Raw genomic sequence first — 16,726 nt, forward strand, 5'->3', positions numbered from 1 at the left:
GCTTCTGTTGCAGGGGCCGGCCTTTTGCATGCCCCCTGGACCATGACCTGAAGACACGGTTGCAGCGTCATTGCGGAAAAGCTCTCTCTTTTTGTCGCGCCGCGCTCCGGGTCTGGAGAGTTTCAGATGTTTACCTTTACGCTCCGACGGCTTGCCTTTGCCGTACCGACGTTACTCGTCATCAGCTTCGTCATCTTCACGCTGCTTGATCTCGCGCCCAACGACCCGACCGGCGACCTGCCGCTGACCATTCCGCCAGAAGTGCGCGAACAGATCCGCGCCTCGCTTGGCCTTAACGAGCCCTTCTTCATCCGTTATCTGATGTGGCTGCAGCAGTTCTTCATCAACGAACCGTTGAACCTCTTCGAAAAGCTGACCGGCTGGCAGATCGGCGATGGCAGCCGCACGCGGGTTCTCTCATGGGCGACACGCAGCCCCGTGGTCGATCTCGTCATCCAGCGCATGCCTCAGACACTTTGGGTCGTCGGCCTCGCCTATCTCTTCGGCGCGCTTCTGGCGATCCCGATCGGCGTCATCTCCGCCTATAAGCAATATTCGATCTTCGATCAGATCGGCACCTTCATCTCCATGATCGGTTATTCGGTGCCGACTTTCTTTACGGGCGTGTTGCTGGTCGTCATCTTCAGCTCCTATCTGCAATGGTTTCCTTCGGTCTACGATACCAATCTGCAGGTCATGGACTGGGCGAGCTTCGTGGCGCAGGTGAAGCAGATGTTCCTGCCGGTTCTGGTGCTGACACTCTACAACGTCTCGCAGATCAGCCGTTTCGTGCGCGCCTCCATGCTCGACAATCTGCATCAGGACTATGTTCGTACCGCGCGCGCCAAGGGCGTGAAGGAAAAGTCCGTTCTGCTGGTTCACGTTCTGCGCAACAGCCTGATCCCTGTCGTGACCGTCATCGCACTCGGTGTACCGACGATCTTTTCCGGCGCTATCATCACCGAGCAGATTTTCCGCGTGAACGGCCTTGGTCAACTGCTGATAACGGCCGTTCAGGGTGCGGATATTCCACTGGTGCAGACGCTGACATTCATCTTTGCGGTGCTGATCGTGCTCTTCAACCTGATTGCCGACGTGCTTTACGGCATTCTCGACCCGAGGATCCGCTATGACTGATGCCACCATCGCAGCGCCGACAGTTGCGGCCACGCCAGTCAAATCCGCACTCGCCGATATTTGGAAGCAGTTCCACGCCCACAAGGGCGGCGTGGCCGGACTTGTCGTCTTCATCTTCATCCTGCTCGCGGTCTATGTCGGCCCCTATATCCACACCGTCGCGCCCAACGCCATCAATGTGAGGGAGCGCAACCAGTGGCCGTCGCTGGCGCATCCCTTCGGCACCGATAATCTCGGCAAGGACATGCTGGCACAGGTTTTGGCGGGCGGACGCATTTCGCTCGCCGTCGGCATCACTGCCATGCTTCTGGCGCTGTTTCTCGGCACGCTGGTCGGTGTTCTCTCAGGTTATTTCCGCCGGCTTGATGGACCGCTGATGCGGTTGACGGACCTGTTCCTGGCTCTGCCGCTGCTGCCGCTGTTGCTCGTGATCCTGTTGCTGTTCCGCGATACGCTGCGTGCGGCCTTCGGGCCGGAGACCGGCATCTTCATCCTTATCGTCTTCGTGATCGGGATCACCAGCTGGATGCACACGGCGCGCATTGTGCGTGGCGACGTGTTGACGATTAAAAGCCAGGAATTCATCATGGCGGCAAAATCGAGCGGCATGCGCGAATATCGCATCATCATCAGGCATATTCTCCCGAACGTGCTGAGCTCGATCATGGTCTCGGCCACGCTCGGCATCGCATCTGCCATCATCACCGAATCCGCCCTCTCCTTCCTCGGCCTCGGTTTCCCGTCGGATTTCCCGACCTGGGGACGGCTGCTGTTCGACGGGGCCAATTTCCTGCAACTGACACCGTCGCGCGTGTTATGGCCGGGGCTGGCGATTTCGCTGACGGTTCTGAGCGTCAATTACATCGGCGACGCCGTGCGCGATGCGCTCGATCCGCGGGCGTTGAAGAACTGAAGAGACGCGCGGCGCATCCCCGCGCCGCGTATCCGTCGTCAATGATAATTCACCTTTTCAGCATCGAGAATGCTGTCCGCATCCAGCGCCGCAATCGGAATATCTGTCCGCGCCGGAATATCGCCGGAAAGCTGAAGCGCGAGATAACGCCCGCAGCAGACCCGCAGGAACGAGGTGAAGTTGCCGAGATCGTGCCCGGCATCGATCGATTCATTGTAAAGCTTGGCGATCAGCTGCACGCTGTTCATGCCATCGCGGCGCGCGATCTCGTCCAGCGTCGTCCAGAAGAAGTTCTCAAGCCGCACACTGGTCACCATGCCGTCGATCCGGAGCGACCGCGTATGGCTTTCCCAAAGCGTGGGGTCTGCCTTGATGAAAAGTTTGCACATGGTTTCCTCCCTCACCACGCCTCAAAAGATAGGCGGAAAAATGGGGCTGGCAAAAGCCCCGTTCCACAGGTCTCATTTGGCAAGCACGGCCATGAATTGCGACAGCCAAGCCGGATGGGCGGGCCACGCGGGCGCCGTCACCAGCTTCCCGTCCGTCACCGCCGCATCGATCGCAATATCCGCGTAGGTGCCGCCGGCCAGTTCCACCTCAGGGCGGCAGGCCGGATAGGCGGAACAGGTGCGGCCCTTCAGGACGCCGGCCGCTGCCAGCAATTGCGCGCCGTGGCAGACGGCCGCAACAGGCTTGTCGGCCTCAAAGAAATGTTTCACCGCCGCGAGCACATCGGCGTTCAGCCGCAGATATTCCGGCGCGCGACCGCCCGGAATGACCAGCGCATCGTAATCCGCCGGTTTGATATCGGCGAAGGTGGCGTTTAGCGCGAAGTTATGGCCACGTTTTTCCGAATAGGTCTGGTCGCCCTCGAAATCGTGGATGGCCGTGGCGATGGTTTGGCCCGCCTTCTTACCGGGGCAGACGGCGTGCACCGTGTGGCCGACAGCAGCCAAGGTCTGGAACGGCACCATGGTCTCGTAATCCTCGGCAAAATCGCCGGTGATCATCAAAATCTTCTTCGGCATGTCTGCTCCTCCCGTTTTCGAATGCCTTTGGGCACCCTAACAGTTGGGATCGAGATGCGGGTATTATGGCAATACTACATGCCGAACAAAGGTGATATCAGCCGGCCGGCGGCTCCGGCCAGCGCCGGACACCGCCGCCCCAATTCTCGAACGCTTTCGAAAGCCGGAGCACAAACAGATCCTCATAACGCGGGCCGACAATCTGCAATCCGATGGGCATGCCGGATGCCGAGAAACCGCAATTGATCGAGGATGCCGGCTGTTCCGACATGTTCCACGGCACGGTAAAGGCGATATGTTCGAAGGGCCGTGCAGGATCGTTGGTAGGCGATGCCCAGTCGGCCGGATAGGAGACGATGGGATTGGTCGGTGAAATCACCGCATCAACCGACTGCATCAACCGTCCGCAGACCTTTCGCATTTCCATGGTCTGGTTGAAGCCGAAAACGGCACGCGCGCCGGAAACATCAGCACCCTTTTCCGCCCATTCGTGAATATAGGGAAGGATCGCGGCACGACGATCCGCGCTCAACGCAACCATGTCGCCCCAGAATTTCGCCCGCCAGAAGTCATCCAGCCCATCCAGCATATCCCGTGTCAGCACCGGCTCGACGGGAATGATGATGGCGCCCGCCTGTTCGAACAGCTTCGCTGCCGCCACCACCGCGTCACGCACCTCTCCATCCACAGGAAGGCCGCAGCCGGCATCCGGCATCAAGCCGATTTTCAGGCCCTTCACATCGATATCGAGATCCATCCAGTCGATTGTGTTGGGTGGCAGCGACGTACCGTCCCGCCAGTCCGGGCGGGAGAGCGTTGCCATGGCATAAGCGGCGTCGGCAACGGTACGAGTCATCGGCCCCGCGCAGCGGCCGGTATAAAAGGGATCGACCGGGATGCGGCCCTGGCTTGGCTTGAAGCCGAACAGCCCTGTCCACCCTGCCGGCAGCCGCACCGAACCGCCAATATCCGTTCCTATATGCAACGTGCCATAACCCGCAGCGCCCGCCGAGGCCGCGCCGGCGCTGGAGCCGCCAGGGTTCTGGCTCGGGTCCCACGGGTTGCGGCTAAGCTTGTGGAAGCTGGAAAGGCCGGAGGAGAGCATACCGTAATCCGGGCAGGTCGTCTTGGCATAGAGGATCGCACCGTCTTCCCGGCAACGGGCAGCAACCGGGGCGTCCTCCAGCGCCGGGACAAGCTCCACCGCCTTTGTGCCGAGGGGCACAGGGTGGCCTTTCGTGGCGATGAGTTCCTTCAGCGAGACCGGAAGCCCATCGAGCGGACCGAGCGTTTCGCCGCTGTGCCAGCGCTGCGTCGAGGCCGTTGCCTGCCTGCGGGCATCTTCCGGGTCATAGGCATAAAGCGCGTTCACGACGGGCTCGAAAGCCTCGATACGCGCTTCCACCGCCTGCCAGTATTCCGAGGGCGACAGCTTCCTTTCCCGGTAAAGCGCCAGGATTTCAAGCGTGTTGAGGTCTATGAGATCGGTCATGGCATCGTCTTCTCGTCATAAAAACAGGAAATTGCGGCCGTATCGGCTTGAAGCGATCAGCTGGTATCGCGCGGGTCGAGCAGATCACGCAGGCCATCGCCGAGAAGATTGAGGCCGAAGACAGCAAGCGCGATAGCAAGGCCGGGCATGATGGCGAGCCAGGGCGCCGCGCCGAGATAGGTCTGAGCATCCGCCAGCATCCGCCCCCAGGTGGCGGCGGGGGGCGGCATGCCGAGACCGAGGAAGGAAAGGCCTGCTTCCGTCAATATCGCCAGGCCGAGCTGGATCGTCACCTGCACGATGATCTGGTTGGAAATATTCGGCACGATATGGAACAGCGTGATCTTGGCGCGGTTCTGGCCGATGCTGGTGGCGGCGGTGATGTATTCCCGCGCCCAGATTTGTAAGGCCGCCCCCAGCGTCAGTCGCGCAAAGACCGGCACCATGAAGGTGGCGATGGCGATGATGGCGGTAAAGCGCCCCGTGCCGATAAATGCGCCGAGCATCATGGCCGACAGGATCGGCGGCACGGCGAAGATGATGTCGCAGACGCGCATGACGACGGTTTCGGTAAAGCCGCGCAGGGCCGCGACCGTAACGCCGATCGCCGTGCCGATAAGGGCACCGATGGCGACGGCGGCGATGGCGGTGGAGAGCGAGTTCCACGCACCGGCCATCAACATGGAGAGCACATCGCGGCCGAAATGATCCGTGCCGAGACCGCCATAAACGAAAGGCGATTTCAGCTTTTGCACGATCTGCATCTTGGTGGGCGAGACCGGTGTCCAGACCAGTGACAACAGTGCGACAGCGACGAGAAAGGCCGTGACGACAATGCCGACGACGAAGGCCGGGCGACGGCGGATCAATCGCATCATCGCGCACCTGCCCGCAGTCTCGGGTCGATGAAGAGATAGGCTATATCGACCACGAAATTCATGATGATGACCAGCGCCGAGAAGAACAGCACGACGGATTGCATCACGACGATATCCCGTTGCGTCAGTGCCTGATAGGCAAGCCGGCCAAGGCCCGGGAGGTTGAAGACATTTTCCACCAGCACCGCACCCGCAATGAGGAAGGTGAATTGCAGGCCGATCATGGTAACGACGGGGATCATCGCGTTCGGCACCGCATGTTGCCACAGCGCCACCCGCTCGCTCAGGCCCTTGGCCCGGGCGGTTCGCACGAAATCCTCGTTCATCACCTCAAGCACGGCGGAACGGCAGACGCGGGTGAGAACGCCGGCCTGCGACAGTGCCAGGGCGATTGCCGGCAGAACCAGCGCCATGAGACCTGCCGAAACGCTTGGGCTCCAGCCGGGAAACCCACCTGATGGCATCCAGCCGAGCGTGGTGGAAAAAACAATGATCAGCAGCAGCCCGACCCAGAAGCCCGGAACGGCAATGCCCACATGGGAAAACAGCCCGGCCGCGAAATCCACCGCCCCGTTGCGGTTCTTCGCCGCCGCCACGCCAAGCGGAATGGCAATGGCAACGGACAGGCAGACGGCAAGCAGCGCAAGCGGCAGCGTGACGGCCAGCCGCTCGACGATCAGGCCCGACACGGGCACGCCATAGGTATAGGATTGTCCGAGATCGCCGCGGAAGACGCCACCCAGCCAGTGGATGTAGCGCAGCAGCAGCGGCTGGTCGAGACCCATCTGCTTCTGCAGCGCGGCGAGCGTATCCGGACTGGCCGAAGTTCCGAGCATGATGGCGGCGGGATCACCCGGTAGGAGGCCCATGACAAGATAGATGATAAGCGAGACGGCAAACAGCGTGATGACGAGGCTTACGAGACGCCGGATGAGGACGGCTAACATCTGGCACCTTCTCCTTGCGTGGTTCTGTTTGCTTTGGCGTCCGCCGCTCTCGTCCCCGTCATTCCGGCCTTGAGCCGGAATCCAGCCGTCGCGCGTCTGCGCGGCGAAAAGAGTCTTTTCAGCCCAACGACTTGGACTGGACTAGATGCCGGATCAAGGCGGGCATGACGGAGGACACGGCGACTGGCAAACCCTACTCTTCCCAATGCACATCCGTCAGCACATTCGAAGGAATGGGCTCGTTTTCCCACAGCCCCTTCACCTTCTTGTCCCAGACCCCGAGCTTCGGCATCACGAACAGGAACAGCGCCGGCACATCTTCGGCGAGGATTTTCTGGGCGTCGCCATAAAGCTTTTCCTGCTCACCGGCATCCGCGGTCTTTTCGACGCTGGCTATGACCTCGTTGAAGGACGGGTTCTTGTAGTTGAAATAATAGGGATCACGGGAGTAGATATCGATATCCATCGGCTCGGCATGGGCGACGATGGTCATGTCGTAATCCGCCCCCTTCAAGACATCCGCCACCCATTTGGCCGGAAATTCCGTGGTCTCGATGGTCATGGTGACACCGATTTCGGCCAGCATCGCCTGCAGGATTTGCGAGGTGCGCTGGGCATAGGCCATCTGCGGGGCCTTGATGGTGAAGCTGAAACCGTCGGCATACCCAGCTTCGGCAAGCAGCGCCCTGGCCTTGTCGACATCATAGGGATGAACGCCAGTCGTATCGATGTATCCGCGATCATTCGGCGTATAGTGACTGCCGATAGCCGTGCCGTAACCGGACCATGCACCTTCTATGACAGTGCCGCGATCCACCGCCATCATCAACGCCTGGCGTACGCGCTTGTCGCTGAAGGGTTTGCGGGCGCTGTTCATGCCGGCCACGACCTTCAGTTCGGTATTGCCGACGAAGGTGCCAAGGCGCTTGTCGCCGTCAAACGAGATCATCAGTTCCGGCGCGCCGAATTCCGGGAAGGCATCGATATCGCCCGCCTTCAGTGCCGCTGCCTGCGCCTGCGGATCGGCGACGAAACGGAACGTCGCCTTTTCCAGCTTTACCGACACGGCCTTGTCCCAATAGGCGGCGTTCTTCTCCAGTTCCACCTTGTCGCCCTTGGCCCAGCTGATGAATCTGAACGGGCCGGTGCCGACGGGCGTGGTGCGGTTCGTCTCTGCGCTCTTGGGAGCGACCATGACGGATGCCGGCCAGCCGAGCCAGTAGATGAGGCTGCCGGCGGGCTGCTTCAGCTTCAGCACCAGCGTGCCGGCATCCGGTGCCTCGATGCTGTCGATTGACGCAAAGAAGCGCTTCTGCGGATTGACGGAGGCTTCGCCGCGCGCCCGGTCCAGCGAGAACTTCGCGACCGAGGAATCGAACGCCTCCCCGTTATGGAAGGTGACACCCTTGCGCAGCTTGAATGTGTAGGTCTTGCCATCAGGGGAAATTTCCCAGCTTTCGGCTAGCTGCGGCTTCACCTTGCCCTTGCTGTCGATGGTGACGAGACCTTCGAAAATATTCTGCCAGGTGACCTGACCGATGGCGACGGGAGCGGCAATGGTCGGATCGAGACCGGTCGGCTCCACCGTCATGCCAAGCGTCAAAGCTGTTTTCGGCGCGGCTTGCGCCTCCGCAACCGAAAGCGGCAGCCAGAGCGCCGTGCAGAGAGCAAGCGCCAGCGCGGTACGGCGCGAGAGCTTTGCCGCCTGCGAAAGATTGGTACGTGGCATCCTTAGTCCCCTGTCTGGCGGCCGGGGCATTTTTGCCCTTCCAAAGACCACCCGTTGCAAAAAGAGTGTCATGTTGCAGGCGCACACACAATCATGATTTTTGTGTGCTCCGTGTAGCTGAAATGGCTACACGGAAATGCGGGTGGAAATCAACCTTTCCGGATGAAATACGGGGAGCGTCTCGGCTCAGCCTGCCGTCACCTCACGCATGAAGCGCTCAATGAAATCCGCGAGCTTGGAAGCGGCGAAGGATAGTTGCCTGTCCGGCGCCACACAGAGGTCGATCTGGGTATGGATACCCTTTTTGCCGGAGAGCGGAACGGCGACCATCTGCCCGCTGCGGATTTCCCGCGCCACCGAAAGCGCCGGTAAAAGCGTGGCAGCGGCGTGGCCCAGAACCAGCTCTTTCAGCATTTCCAGCGAACTGGTGATGAAAACGGGGTCAAGTTCAATACCCGCCTCGGCGAAAAGGGTATCGAAGGCCTGCCGCGCGGCAAAACTCTTGTCCGGCAGGGCAAGCGGCAGCCCGGCCAGCTCCTTCAGAGAGACCTCAGGTTGACCAGCAAGCGCATGGCCGGCGGGAAAGATCACATCGTAATTGATGCGGGTTCGCGAACGCACCTTCACTCCGGCAACCTTTGGAGCGAAGAGGCTGACGACCAGGTCCGCTTCGGCAGCGCCCAGCGCCTCCAGGGCCTGGCGTGCACTGGTAATATGCACCTCGAAACGGAGCTTGGGGTATTTGAGACTGAACTGCGCCAGCACTGGCGCCAGAAGGTTCGCGACCGTCGCGCCATTGGCGTAAATGGTCACCCGACCCCGCTGCAAGCCCTTCAGATCGTCGATCAGCTGGTGTACGTGGTCGAGTTCGCGCAGCGTTTTGCCGGCACGGGCGGCGAGCAGCTCACCCGCCGCCGTCAGCTTCACGCCACGGCTCGAACGCTCCACCAGGGGCGAGCCGAAATAATATTCGAGATTTTCGATCTGCCGGCTCACCGCCGTCGGCGCGACATTCAGGTTTTCCGCTGCGGCGCGCATGGAATTGGTGCGGACGAGTTCGTCGAAATACATCAGGGCGCGCAGTTGCATGAGGGGTACCTTGTTTTGGCCGACACAGTCCGTCATGCCGGGCTTGACCCGGCATCCAGCGCGATCAAGTCATTGATCGCAATAGAGTCTCGGACCGCGCGGTCGCTGGATTCCGGCTCAAGGCCGGAATGACGGAGGATGTCATTTGACCCGACTATAGCGGCACCTCAAGCGCGCTTGAAACCCTCGCTCGCCACCAGCAGCTGCCTCGTATAATCCGCGGTGAATTTGCGGCTTTCCAGCGCCTCGGCCTCCAGCATTTCCACCACCTTGCCGCTTTTCATCACTGCAAGACGATCGCACATATGGCTGATGACGCCGAGATCGTGGCTGACCATGACGAAGGTGAGGTTACGATCCTTGCGGGCCTGTTCCAGGAGGTTCAGGATTTCGGCTTGAATGGACGCATCCAGCGCCGAGGTCGGCTCATCGAGCAGCAGGATCTTCGGCTCGACGATCAGTGCGCGGGCAATGGCGATGCGCTGGCGCTGGCCGCCGGACAGCTGGTGCGAATAACGGAAGCGGAAACCGGACCCGAGGCCTACTTCGTCCAGCGCACGCGCGATACGTTGCTCGCGATTGTCGAGACCATGGATGACGAGCGGTTCCAAAAGCAACGCATCCACCGTCTGGCGGGGGTGGAGCGAGCCATAGGGATCCTGAAACACCATCTGCACATCGCGATAAAAGCTCTTGTCACGATGCTTGCTGGAATAAGAGCGCCCCGCCACCATCAGCGAGCCCTCATCGAAATGGTTGAGGCCGGCAATGGCGCGCAGCAAGGTAGACTTGCCGGAACCGGATTCGCCGACGATACCGAAGGATTCGCCCTCGGCCACATCGACGTTCACACTGTCGAGCGCGATGTAACCATCGAAATCCACCACCATATCGCGGACAGAAAGAACTGTGCTCATGCGCGCCACTCCGGCTTGCGTTCCAGAACGGGCAAGGGGTGCCGGTGACCGCCGATCTGCGGCAGACAGTTCAACAGGCCCTGCGTATAGGGATGTTTCGCTTCCCTGAGGTTAGCGGAAGCAAGCTCCTCCACCACCTTGCCGGCATACATGACGAGAACCCGGTCGCAGAAGGAGGAAACGAGCCTGAGATCATGGCTGACGAAGATCAGCCCCATGCCACGGTCGCGCACCAGCTTGTCGAGAATGTCGAGCACTTCCAGCTGCACCGTCACATCGAGCGCCGATGTCGGCTCGTCGGCGATCAGCAGTTCCGGGCCACAGACGAGCATCATGGCGATCATGACGCGCTGGCCCATGCCGCCGGAAACTTCGTGTGGAAAGAGATCGAAGACGCGCTCGGGATCACGGATCTGCACTGCCTCCAGCATGGCAAGCGTGCGCTGGCGCGCTTCGCCGGAGCCAATCTTTTCGTGGGTTCGCAGCGTTTCCATGATCTGGCGGCCAATGGTCATGACCGGGTTCAGCGAATATTTCGGATCCTGCAGGATCATGGCCATACGCTTGCCGCGCATGAGCCGCCGCTCTTTGGCCGATGACTTGAGCAGGTCGATATCGCCAAAACGCAGCGTATCGGCCTCGATCCGGGCATTTTTCGGCGTCAGACCCATGATGGCGCGCCCAGTCTGCGACTTCCCGGAGCCGGATTCGCCGACGATGCCAAGGCGCTCGCGCCCCAGCGTGAAGGACACGCCGCGCACCGCCTCCACCAACCCGGTGCGGGTCGGGAAAGAAACGCCCAGGTTCTCAACCGTCAGAAGAGACGCACTCATTGGGCCGCCTCCTTGGGATCAAGCGCATCGCGCAGACCGTCGCCCAAGAGGTTGAAACCGAGGCTGACGATCAGGATCGCAATACCCGGCATGGCAGCCACCCACCATTGATCGAGAATGAAGCGCCGTCCCGATGCGATCATTGCGCCCCATTCCGGCAACGGCGGCTGTGCGCCAAGACCAAGGAAGCCGAGGCCTGCAGCAGTGAGGATAATGCCCGCCATATCGAGCGTAACACGCACGATCAGCGACGACATGCAAAGGGGCATCACGTGCTTCAAGACGATGCGGAAGGGCGACGCGCCCATCAGCTTCACCGCGGCGATGAAATCGGAATTGCGGAACGTCATGGTTTCGGCGCGCGCGATGCGCGCATAGGGCGGCCAGGAGGTGACCGCGATGGCGAGCACCGCATTTTCAATGCCTGGCCCCAGGGCCGCGACCAGCGCGAGCGCCAGAACCAGCTTCGGAAAGGCGAGGAAAATATCGGTGATGCGCATCAGAACCGCATCCACCCAGCCGCCGGCATAACCCGAAACGGTGCCGACGATGAGCCCAATGGGTGCGGCGATGATGGCCACCAAAAGGACGACGAACAGGGTCAGCCGCGAACCGTGAATGAGGCGCGAGAGAATATCACGGCCCTGATCGTCGGTGCCGAGCAGATAGCCGGCAGTGCCGGGCGGCAGAAGCCGGGCATTGCGCAGATCACCCTGCACCGGGTTATGCGGCGCCAGCACATTGGCAAAAATCGCCACGAACAGCAGCGCGATGATGATGCCAAGGCCGAGCAGCGCCAGCCGGTTTTCAGAAAAACGCCGCCAGATCACATAGGCGCGACCAAGCCTTGCCTGCCTGCGCGACGCCGGTCGGTCGGAAAGCAGCCATTCGCGGCTGTAGGGTTTGAGTGTATCGGTCGAAATCGTCATCGGCTGCGCGTCCTTGGATCGAGCGTCCGGTAAAGCAGATCGGAGAAGAGATTGATGCCGACGAAGATGGCGCCGATCACGATCGTGCCGCCGAGCACGGCATTCATATCCGCATTCTGCAGGGAATTGGTGATGTAGAGGCCGAGCCCCGGCCAGGCGAAGATGGTTTCGGTCAACACCGAACCTTCCAGCAGGCCGGCATAGGAGAGCGCAATCACGGTTACCAGCGGCACGGCGGCGTTGCGCAATGCGTGGAACCAGATGATACGGGTTTCCGAAAGCCCCTTGGCGCGGGCCGCAACGACATATTCCTGGGCGAGCTCGTTCAGCATGAAGGAGCGCGTCATGCGGCTGATATATGCCAGCGAGAAATAACCGAGGAGAGAGGCCGGCAGGATGATGTGGCGGAAAAGATCCCACAACACGTCCCATTGCCGCTGCCAGATCGCGTCGATTAGGAAGAAGCCCGTGACCGGCGTGAAGGTGAATTCGTAGACGATGTCCATACGCCCGGGATAAGCCACCCATTGCAGCCGGGCATAAAAGACCAGCAGCGCGAGCAGGCCGAGCCAGAAGATCGGCACTGAATAACCGATGAGGCCGATGACACGCACCACCTGATCGGCAAAACTGCCGCGTTTCACGGCAGCGAGAACGCCGAGCGGTATCCCGAAGACGGCGCCGATGATCGTGCCGATCGTGGCAAGTTCGATCGTCGCCGGGAACACCCGCTTGATATCCTCCATCACAGGATTGGTGGTGAGGACGGAGGTGCCGAAATCACCCGAAAGAGCCTGCTTCAGATAGATAAAAAACTGCTGCCAGAGCGGCAGGTTGAGGCCGAGCTGCTCACGCACCCGCTCGACCACATGCGCAGGCGCGCGGTCGCCGACGATCGCCAGTGCGGGATCGATCGGCACAACGCGGCCAATGAAAAATGTGACCGCCATCAGCCCCAGAAAGGTGGTGATGACGGTGACGGCGAAGCCGAGAATGGCCTTCGCACGGGCGTTGGCACGGCGTTTGCCCTGCCTCGCCCGGCTGTTTGCTTCAACGATGCTCAAGAGACCGACCCTTCCGGATCATTCCTTGGAGATCGTGTAGACGTAGTTGGTGTCGAAGCTCGGACCGAGCTTCAGGCCCTTCAGCTTGTTCGAGTAACCGGCAACTTCCGTCTGCTGGAAGATGATAACGAAAGGACCCTTCGCCAGGACTTCCTTCTGCAGGTTTTCATAGATGGCGGCGCGCTTGGCGCTATCCTTTTCCAGCAGAGCCGACTGCGTTTCCTTGGTCAGATCAGGAACATCCCAGGCATTGCGCCAGGCGAGCGTCTTGTTCTTGCCTTCATCCGAATTATCGTAGTTGATGGTGAAGGTTTCCGCATTCGAGTTCGGGTCGAAATAGTCCGAACCCCACTGGCCGATGTAGATATCGTGCGTGCGGGCGCGGTACTTCGTCAGCGTCTGCTTGCCGTCGCCGGGGATGATTTCGAGCTTGATGCCAGCCTGTGCCAGCGTCTGCTGCACGCTTTCGGCAATGCCGGTCACCGGCTGGGTGTTGCGCACATCCATGGTCACCGTGAAGCCGTCCTTCAGGCCTGCCTTCGCGAGCAGTTCCTTCGCCTTGGCAACGTCCAGCTTGTAGGGATTGTCGTTGAGCGCGCCCAGCTGGCCCTTCGGCAGGAAGGTCTGGTGAATTTCGCCGATACCCTTGATGATGGTTGCGCCGATTGCGTCGTAGTCAACGAGATATTTGAAGGCCTCAACGACTTCGGGCTTCTTCAGGTTCTCGTTCTTCTGGTTGAGGCTGAAGTAATAAACGGTGCCCTTGGGCGCGGAGGTAATCGCGAGACCTTCCTTCTTGGAAACGGCTTCCATGTCACCCGGCTCAAGGTTACGGGCAACATCGATATCGCCATTTTCAAGCGCCAGGCGCTGGCCGGAGCTTTCCTTCATGTGGCGATAGACGACGCGCTTCAGCTTCGGCTTCTCGCCGTAATAGTTCGGGTTGGCCTCCAGAATGACGGCTTCGTTGGCCTTCCAGCCAAGGATTTTGTAGGGGCCAGAACCGGCATAACCGGTCTTCAGGAACTCGTTGCCGAAATCGGTATCATATTTGTAATCGGCGCTCGGCGTGACTGACTTCGCCTTCTCCATCACCAGCTTCTTGTCGACCACCGAAGCGACGGTCGCCGTGAGCACGTTCAGCACAAAGCTCGGCGCATAGGGCTTGTCGACTGTCAGTACGAAAGTGTTTGCGTCTGTTGCCTTCGCCTTTTCGGTGACGTTATCACCCTTGAGGCCGAACTGCGTCAAAAGGAATGCGGGCGACTTGTCGAGCTTTACGGCACGTTCAAACGAGAAGGCTACATCGTCAGCGGTGACCGGATTGCCGGAAGCGAACTTCAAACCGGACTTCAACTTGAATGTATAGGTCAGACCGTCCTCGGAAGTCGTCCAGCTTTCGGCGAGGTCGCCGACAACCTTTGACGTGTCGTTGAGATCGATGGAAACGAGCTTGCTATAGGTGTTGCCGGTAACTTCGGCAGCAGACAGTTCGAAAGCCTCACCCGGATCGAGCGTGATGATGTCGTCGATGGCGAAACCTTCCACCAGCGTATCGGCTGGCGTTGCGGCAAAAGCATGCGGTGCAGACAACATCATCAGCGACAGGGCAGCGCTGGTGCTGAGGATCCGCATGGATTTGTTGAGCGATTTGATCATAGGATCTCCCCTTTTGTTATGAGATTGATTTGGTTCGCTTAAACTGTTTATCAGGCCGCTTCGTGCCAGGCCTCGGACAAAACGCGCAGCCAGTTTGCCCGGCATATTTTAGCAAGTTCTCCATCACCGTAGCCTGCCGATTTCAGCGCCGCAACCAGATTGTGGTTGCCGCTGGCATCGGTAATTCCGGCTGGCACGGTCGCGCCATCGAAATCCGATCCGAGCGCCACGCAGTCGATGCCCATCCGCTCCACCATGTAGTCGACATGGCGCACCATGTCGGACAATGGCGTATCGGCAATGTCCCGCGCATCGTCTCGCAGCATAGTCACGGCGTAGTTGAGGCCGACGAGACCGCCGCTCTCCTTTATGGCATCCATCTGTCGGTCAGTGAGATTGCGGGCGACCGGAGTGAGCGCATGCGCATTGGAATGGCTGGCGACCAGCGGCTTGTTAGTGGTCTTTGCCACATCCCAGAAGCCCCTTTCGGTAATATGCGCGAGGTCGATGAGAATGCCGAGGCGATTGCATTCCTTCACCAACGCAAAACCGGCATCGGTAAGACCGGGCGCGGTGTCGGGCGACATGGGATAGGAAAAAGGAACGCCATGGCCGAAAATATTGTGCCGGCTCCACACCGGGCCGAGCGAGCGCAGGCCGGCGGCATAAAACACTTCCAGCGCGTCGAGATCGGCGCCGATCGCCTCGCAGCCTTCCATATGCAGCACAGCGGCGAAGACATCCTCGGCAAAGGCCTTGCGGATGTCGGCCGTGGAACGGCAGAGTCGCCACGCGTTAGCCTGATCGAGCCGCAGCGCAATCGCCGCCTTTTCCATGGCAATATCAAGGGAAGGCAGGCGCTCCAGCGGCGCAGCGAGCGGCGTGTCGTAGTGCCCTTGCGCGTCGGGTTCCTGCAGGATCAGATCGCCGGAGGGAATATAGATCGCGCAGATGCCGCCGGCCAGACCGCCTGCTCTCGCGCGCGGACCGTCGATATGACCTTCCCGCGTACCATTTTTGAATTCGGCCACGGGATCGGCACCGGCCTTGCTGTTGCGCCACAACCGAAGCAGCACATCATTATGACCGTCAAACACTGCATGCATGGGAAGAAATTCCAGTAATCGGCAAGAACAAAGGGAGCGGGCAGACGCCGGGATGACACCGCGCGAAAGCAAACCGGCGCAATTTTCGCCGACCGCTATTGTCTGTCGGAGTTGATCTTAGGACGATCTCCCGGAGCTTCGCAAGACGGAAATTAGGCACCGGTGAAATTATCACCACTTGCCTTTTGACGGAACCTGCGCTTCGTCAAGCGCGCCAACCGCCTTCCGCTTTCCTGAGCAACGGCGTCGCGAAAACACCCCTCACCCGTTCCGGCCACTCCGGCCCGAAAGCGGCGATTTTTTCCCGCCAGCGATCCGATTGCAGCATGGCCGCGCCGATGACGGCGGGCCGAATGCCGGAGGCCGCCAGAAGTGAAAGACCCGATATGATGGAACTACCGCTGGAAATGACATCATCCACCAGCGCCACTCGCGGGCCCTCGATCAAGGGCAGCATCCGCGGATCGATATAAAGCCGCTTTTCCTGCCTCGTCGTGATGGAAGACATCGGCACCGACAGCTCATCCAGATACCAGAACTTGCGCGAGGTACCGAGCGGTACATAACGGGAATGGCCGAGATGGCGGGCAACGGCGGCGGCGAGCGTCAAGCCCAGCGTTGGCAGGCCGATCACCACGTCGGGGCTGAAGGGTGCGAGCCTGGCGGCTAGATCGGCGGCCAGCGCCTCCAGCACCTCAAACGAGGCCTGATTGACGATGAGCGAGGCGAGCGCATGCTCACCATCCGCAAGCGACCGAATGGGCAGGCAGATCTGTCTCTTGTCATCCAGTTCCGCCGGAAAGAAGCCGGAATGCAGACCTGCCGTTGCAAAGGTGCCGGGTGGATGAATATCCTGCCAGAACTCGTGCGGCGCAGCGGGAGACTGGGCGGCGGGCGATGCGGATGACGGCATCGGTTTTCCTTTCAGGATTGGGATCGCAGGGCGGATGCGGTTTTCAGCCGCCCCAAATCCCTTTCGAGATACTCGGTATTTCAGCAACCGCA

16 protein-coding genes are annotated in these 16,726 nt (G+C 60.3%); 2 read left to right on the plus strand and 14 right to left on the minus strand.

Annotated features, from left to right (window positions below):
• Positions 1-126 precede the first annotated feature (126 nt).
• Positions 127-1,137, plus strand: a complete 1,011-nt coding sequence (locus FS804_RS09840; protein ID WP_144576444.1) for an ABC transporter permease — start codon at positions 127-129, stop codon at positions 1,135-1,137.
• Entirely contained in the window at positions 1,130-2,050 is a 921-nt protein-coding gene (locus FS804_RS09845; RefSeq protein WP_144576445.1) for an ABC transporter permease, read from the plus strand. The genes FS804_RS09840 and FS804_RS09845 overlap by 8 nt, the downstream gene beginning before the upstream one ends.
• Positions 2,051-2,088: 38 nt before the next feature.
• On the opposite strand, the gene FS804_RS09850 is transcribed toward FS804_RS09845, so the two are convergent.
• The 14 genes from FS804_RS09850 to FS804_RS09915 all read right to left on the minus strand — a co-directional run bounded on the left by FS804_RS09850 (position 2,089) and on the right by FS804_RS09915 (position 16,634).
• Positions 2,089-2,439 carry a ribbon-helix-helix domain-containing protein gene (locus FS804_RS09850; protein ID WP_065117712.1) on the minus strand — a complete coding sequence of 117 codons (351 nt, stop codon included), beginning with the start codon at positions 2,437-2,439 and terminating at the stop codon, positions 2,089-2,091.
• A gap of 72 nt (positions 2,440-2,511) precedes the next feature.
• On the minus strand, positions 2,512-3,078 hold the full coding sequence (locus FS804_RS09855; RefSeq protein ID WP_186376750.1) for a DJ-1/PfpI family protein: 567 nt from the start codon (positions 3,076-3,078) through the stop codon (positions 2,512-2,514).
• Positions 3,079-3,175: 97 nt separating this feature from the next.
• Positions 3,176-4,570 carry an amidase gene (locus FS804_RS09860; RefSeq protein ID WP_144576446.1) on the minus strand — a complete coding sequence of 465 codons (1,395 nt, stop codon included), beginning with the start codon at positions 4,568-4,570 and terminating at the stop codon, positions 3,176-3,178.
• A gap of 56 nt (positions 4,571-4,626) precedes the next feature.
• Positions 4,627-5,448, minus strand: coding sequence for an ABC transporter permease (locus tag FS804_RS09865; protein WP_186376751.1), 822 nt, complete (start codon positions 5,446-5,448; stop codon positions 4,627-4,629).
• Positions 5,445-6,395 carry an ABC transporter permease gene (locus tag FS804_RS09870; RefSeq protein ID WP_144576447.1) on the minus strand — a complete coding sequence of 317 codons (951 nt, stop codon included), beginning with the start codon at positions 6,393-6,395 and terminating at the stop codon, positions 5,445-5,447. The genes FS804_RS09865 and FS804_RS09870 overlap by 4 nt, the downstream gene beginning before the upstream one ends.
• Before the next feature lie 193 nt (positions 6,396-6,588).
• Positions 6,589-8,124 carry an ABC transporter substrate-binding protein gene (locus tag FS804_RS09875; protein WP_144576448.1) on the minus strand — a complete coding sequence of 512 codons (1,536 nt, stop codon included), beginning with the start codon at positions 8,122-8,124 and terminating at the stop codon, positions 6,589-6,591.
• A gap of 186 nt (positions 8,125-8,310) precedes the next feature.
• Entirely contained in the window at positions 8,311-9,213 is a 903-nt protein-coding gene (locus tag FS804_RS09880; protein ID WP_144576449.1) for a LysR family transcriptional regulator, read from the minus strand.
• Between the two features lie 167 nt (positions 9,214-9,380).
• Positions 9,381-10,130 (minus strand): ABC transporter ATP-binding protein, encoded by a 750-nt coding sequence (locus FS804_RS09885; protein WP_144576450.1) that lies wholly within the window; start codon positions 10,128-10,130, stop codon positions 9,381-9,383.
• The gene (locus FS804_RS09890; protein ID WP_144576451.1) at positions 10,127-10,963 is read right to left on the minus strand and encodes an ABC transporter ATP-binding protein; all 837 of its coding nucleotides are present in this window, start codon (positions 10,961-10,963) and stop codon (positions 10,127-10,129) included. Before FS804_RS09890 ends, FS804_RS09885 begins: the two co-directional genes overlap by 4 nt.
• Complete coding sequence (locus tag FS804_RS09895) at positions 10,960-11,892, minus strand: ABC transporter permease (RefSeq protein WP_144576452.1); 933 nt, start codon at positions 11,890-11,892, stop codon at positions 10,960-10,962. The genes FS804_RS09890 and FS804_RS09895 overlap by 4 nt, the downstream gene beginning before the upstream one ends.
• The gene (locus tag FS804_RS09900; RefSeq protein WP_004445291.1) at positions 11,889-12,956 is read right to left on the minus strand and encodes an ABC transporter permease; all 1,068 of its coding nucleotides are present in this window, start codon (positions 12,954-12,956) and stop codon (positions 11,889-11,891) included. The genes FS804_RS09895 and FS804_RS09900 overlap by 4 nt, the downstream gene beginning before the upstream one ends.
• 18 nt (positions 12,957-12,974) lie before the next feature.
• Entirely contained in the window at positions 12,975-14,615 is a 1,641-nt protein-coding gene (locus FS804_RS09905; protein WP_144576453.1) for an ABC transporter substrate-binding protein, read from the minus strand.
• Positions 14,616-14,665: 50 nt separating this feature from the next.
• Positions 14,666-15,721 carry a dipeptidase gene (locus FS804_RS09910; protein WP_144576454.1) on the minus strand — a complete coding sequence of 352 codons (1,056 nt, stop codon included), beginning with the start codon at positions 15,719-15,721 and terminating at the stop codon, positions 14,666-14,668.
• Positions 15,722-15,926: 205 nt separating this feature from the next.
• Positions 15,927-16,634 (minus strand): phosphoribosyltransferase, encoded by a 708-nt coding sequence (locus FS804_RS09915; RefSeq protein ID WP_144576455.1) that lies wholly within the window; start codon positions 16,632-16,634, stop codon positions 15,927-15,929.
• Positions 16,635-16,726: the final 92 nt, after the last annotated feature.

This window comes from Agrobacterium sp. DE0009, assembly GCF_007680755.1.
In the GTDB taxonomy this organism is placed as follows: Bacteria; Pseudomonadota; Alphaproteobacteria; order Rhizobiales; family Rhizobiaceae; genus Agrobacterium; species Agrobacterium tumefaciens_B.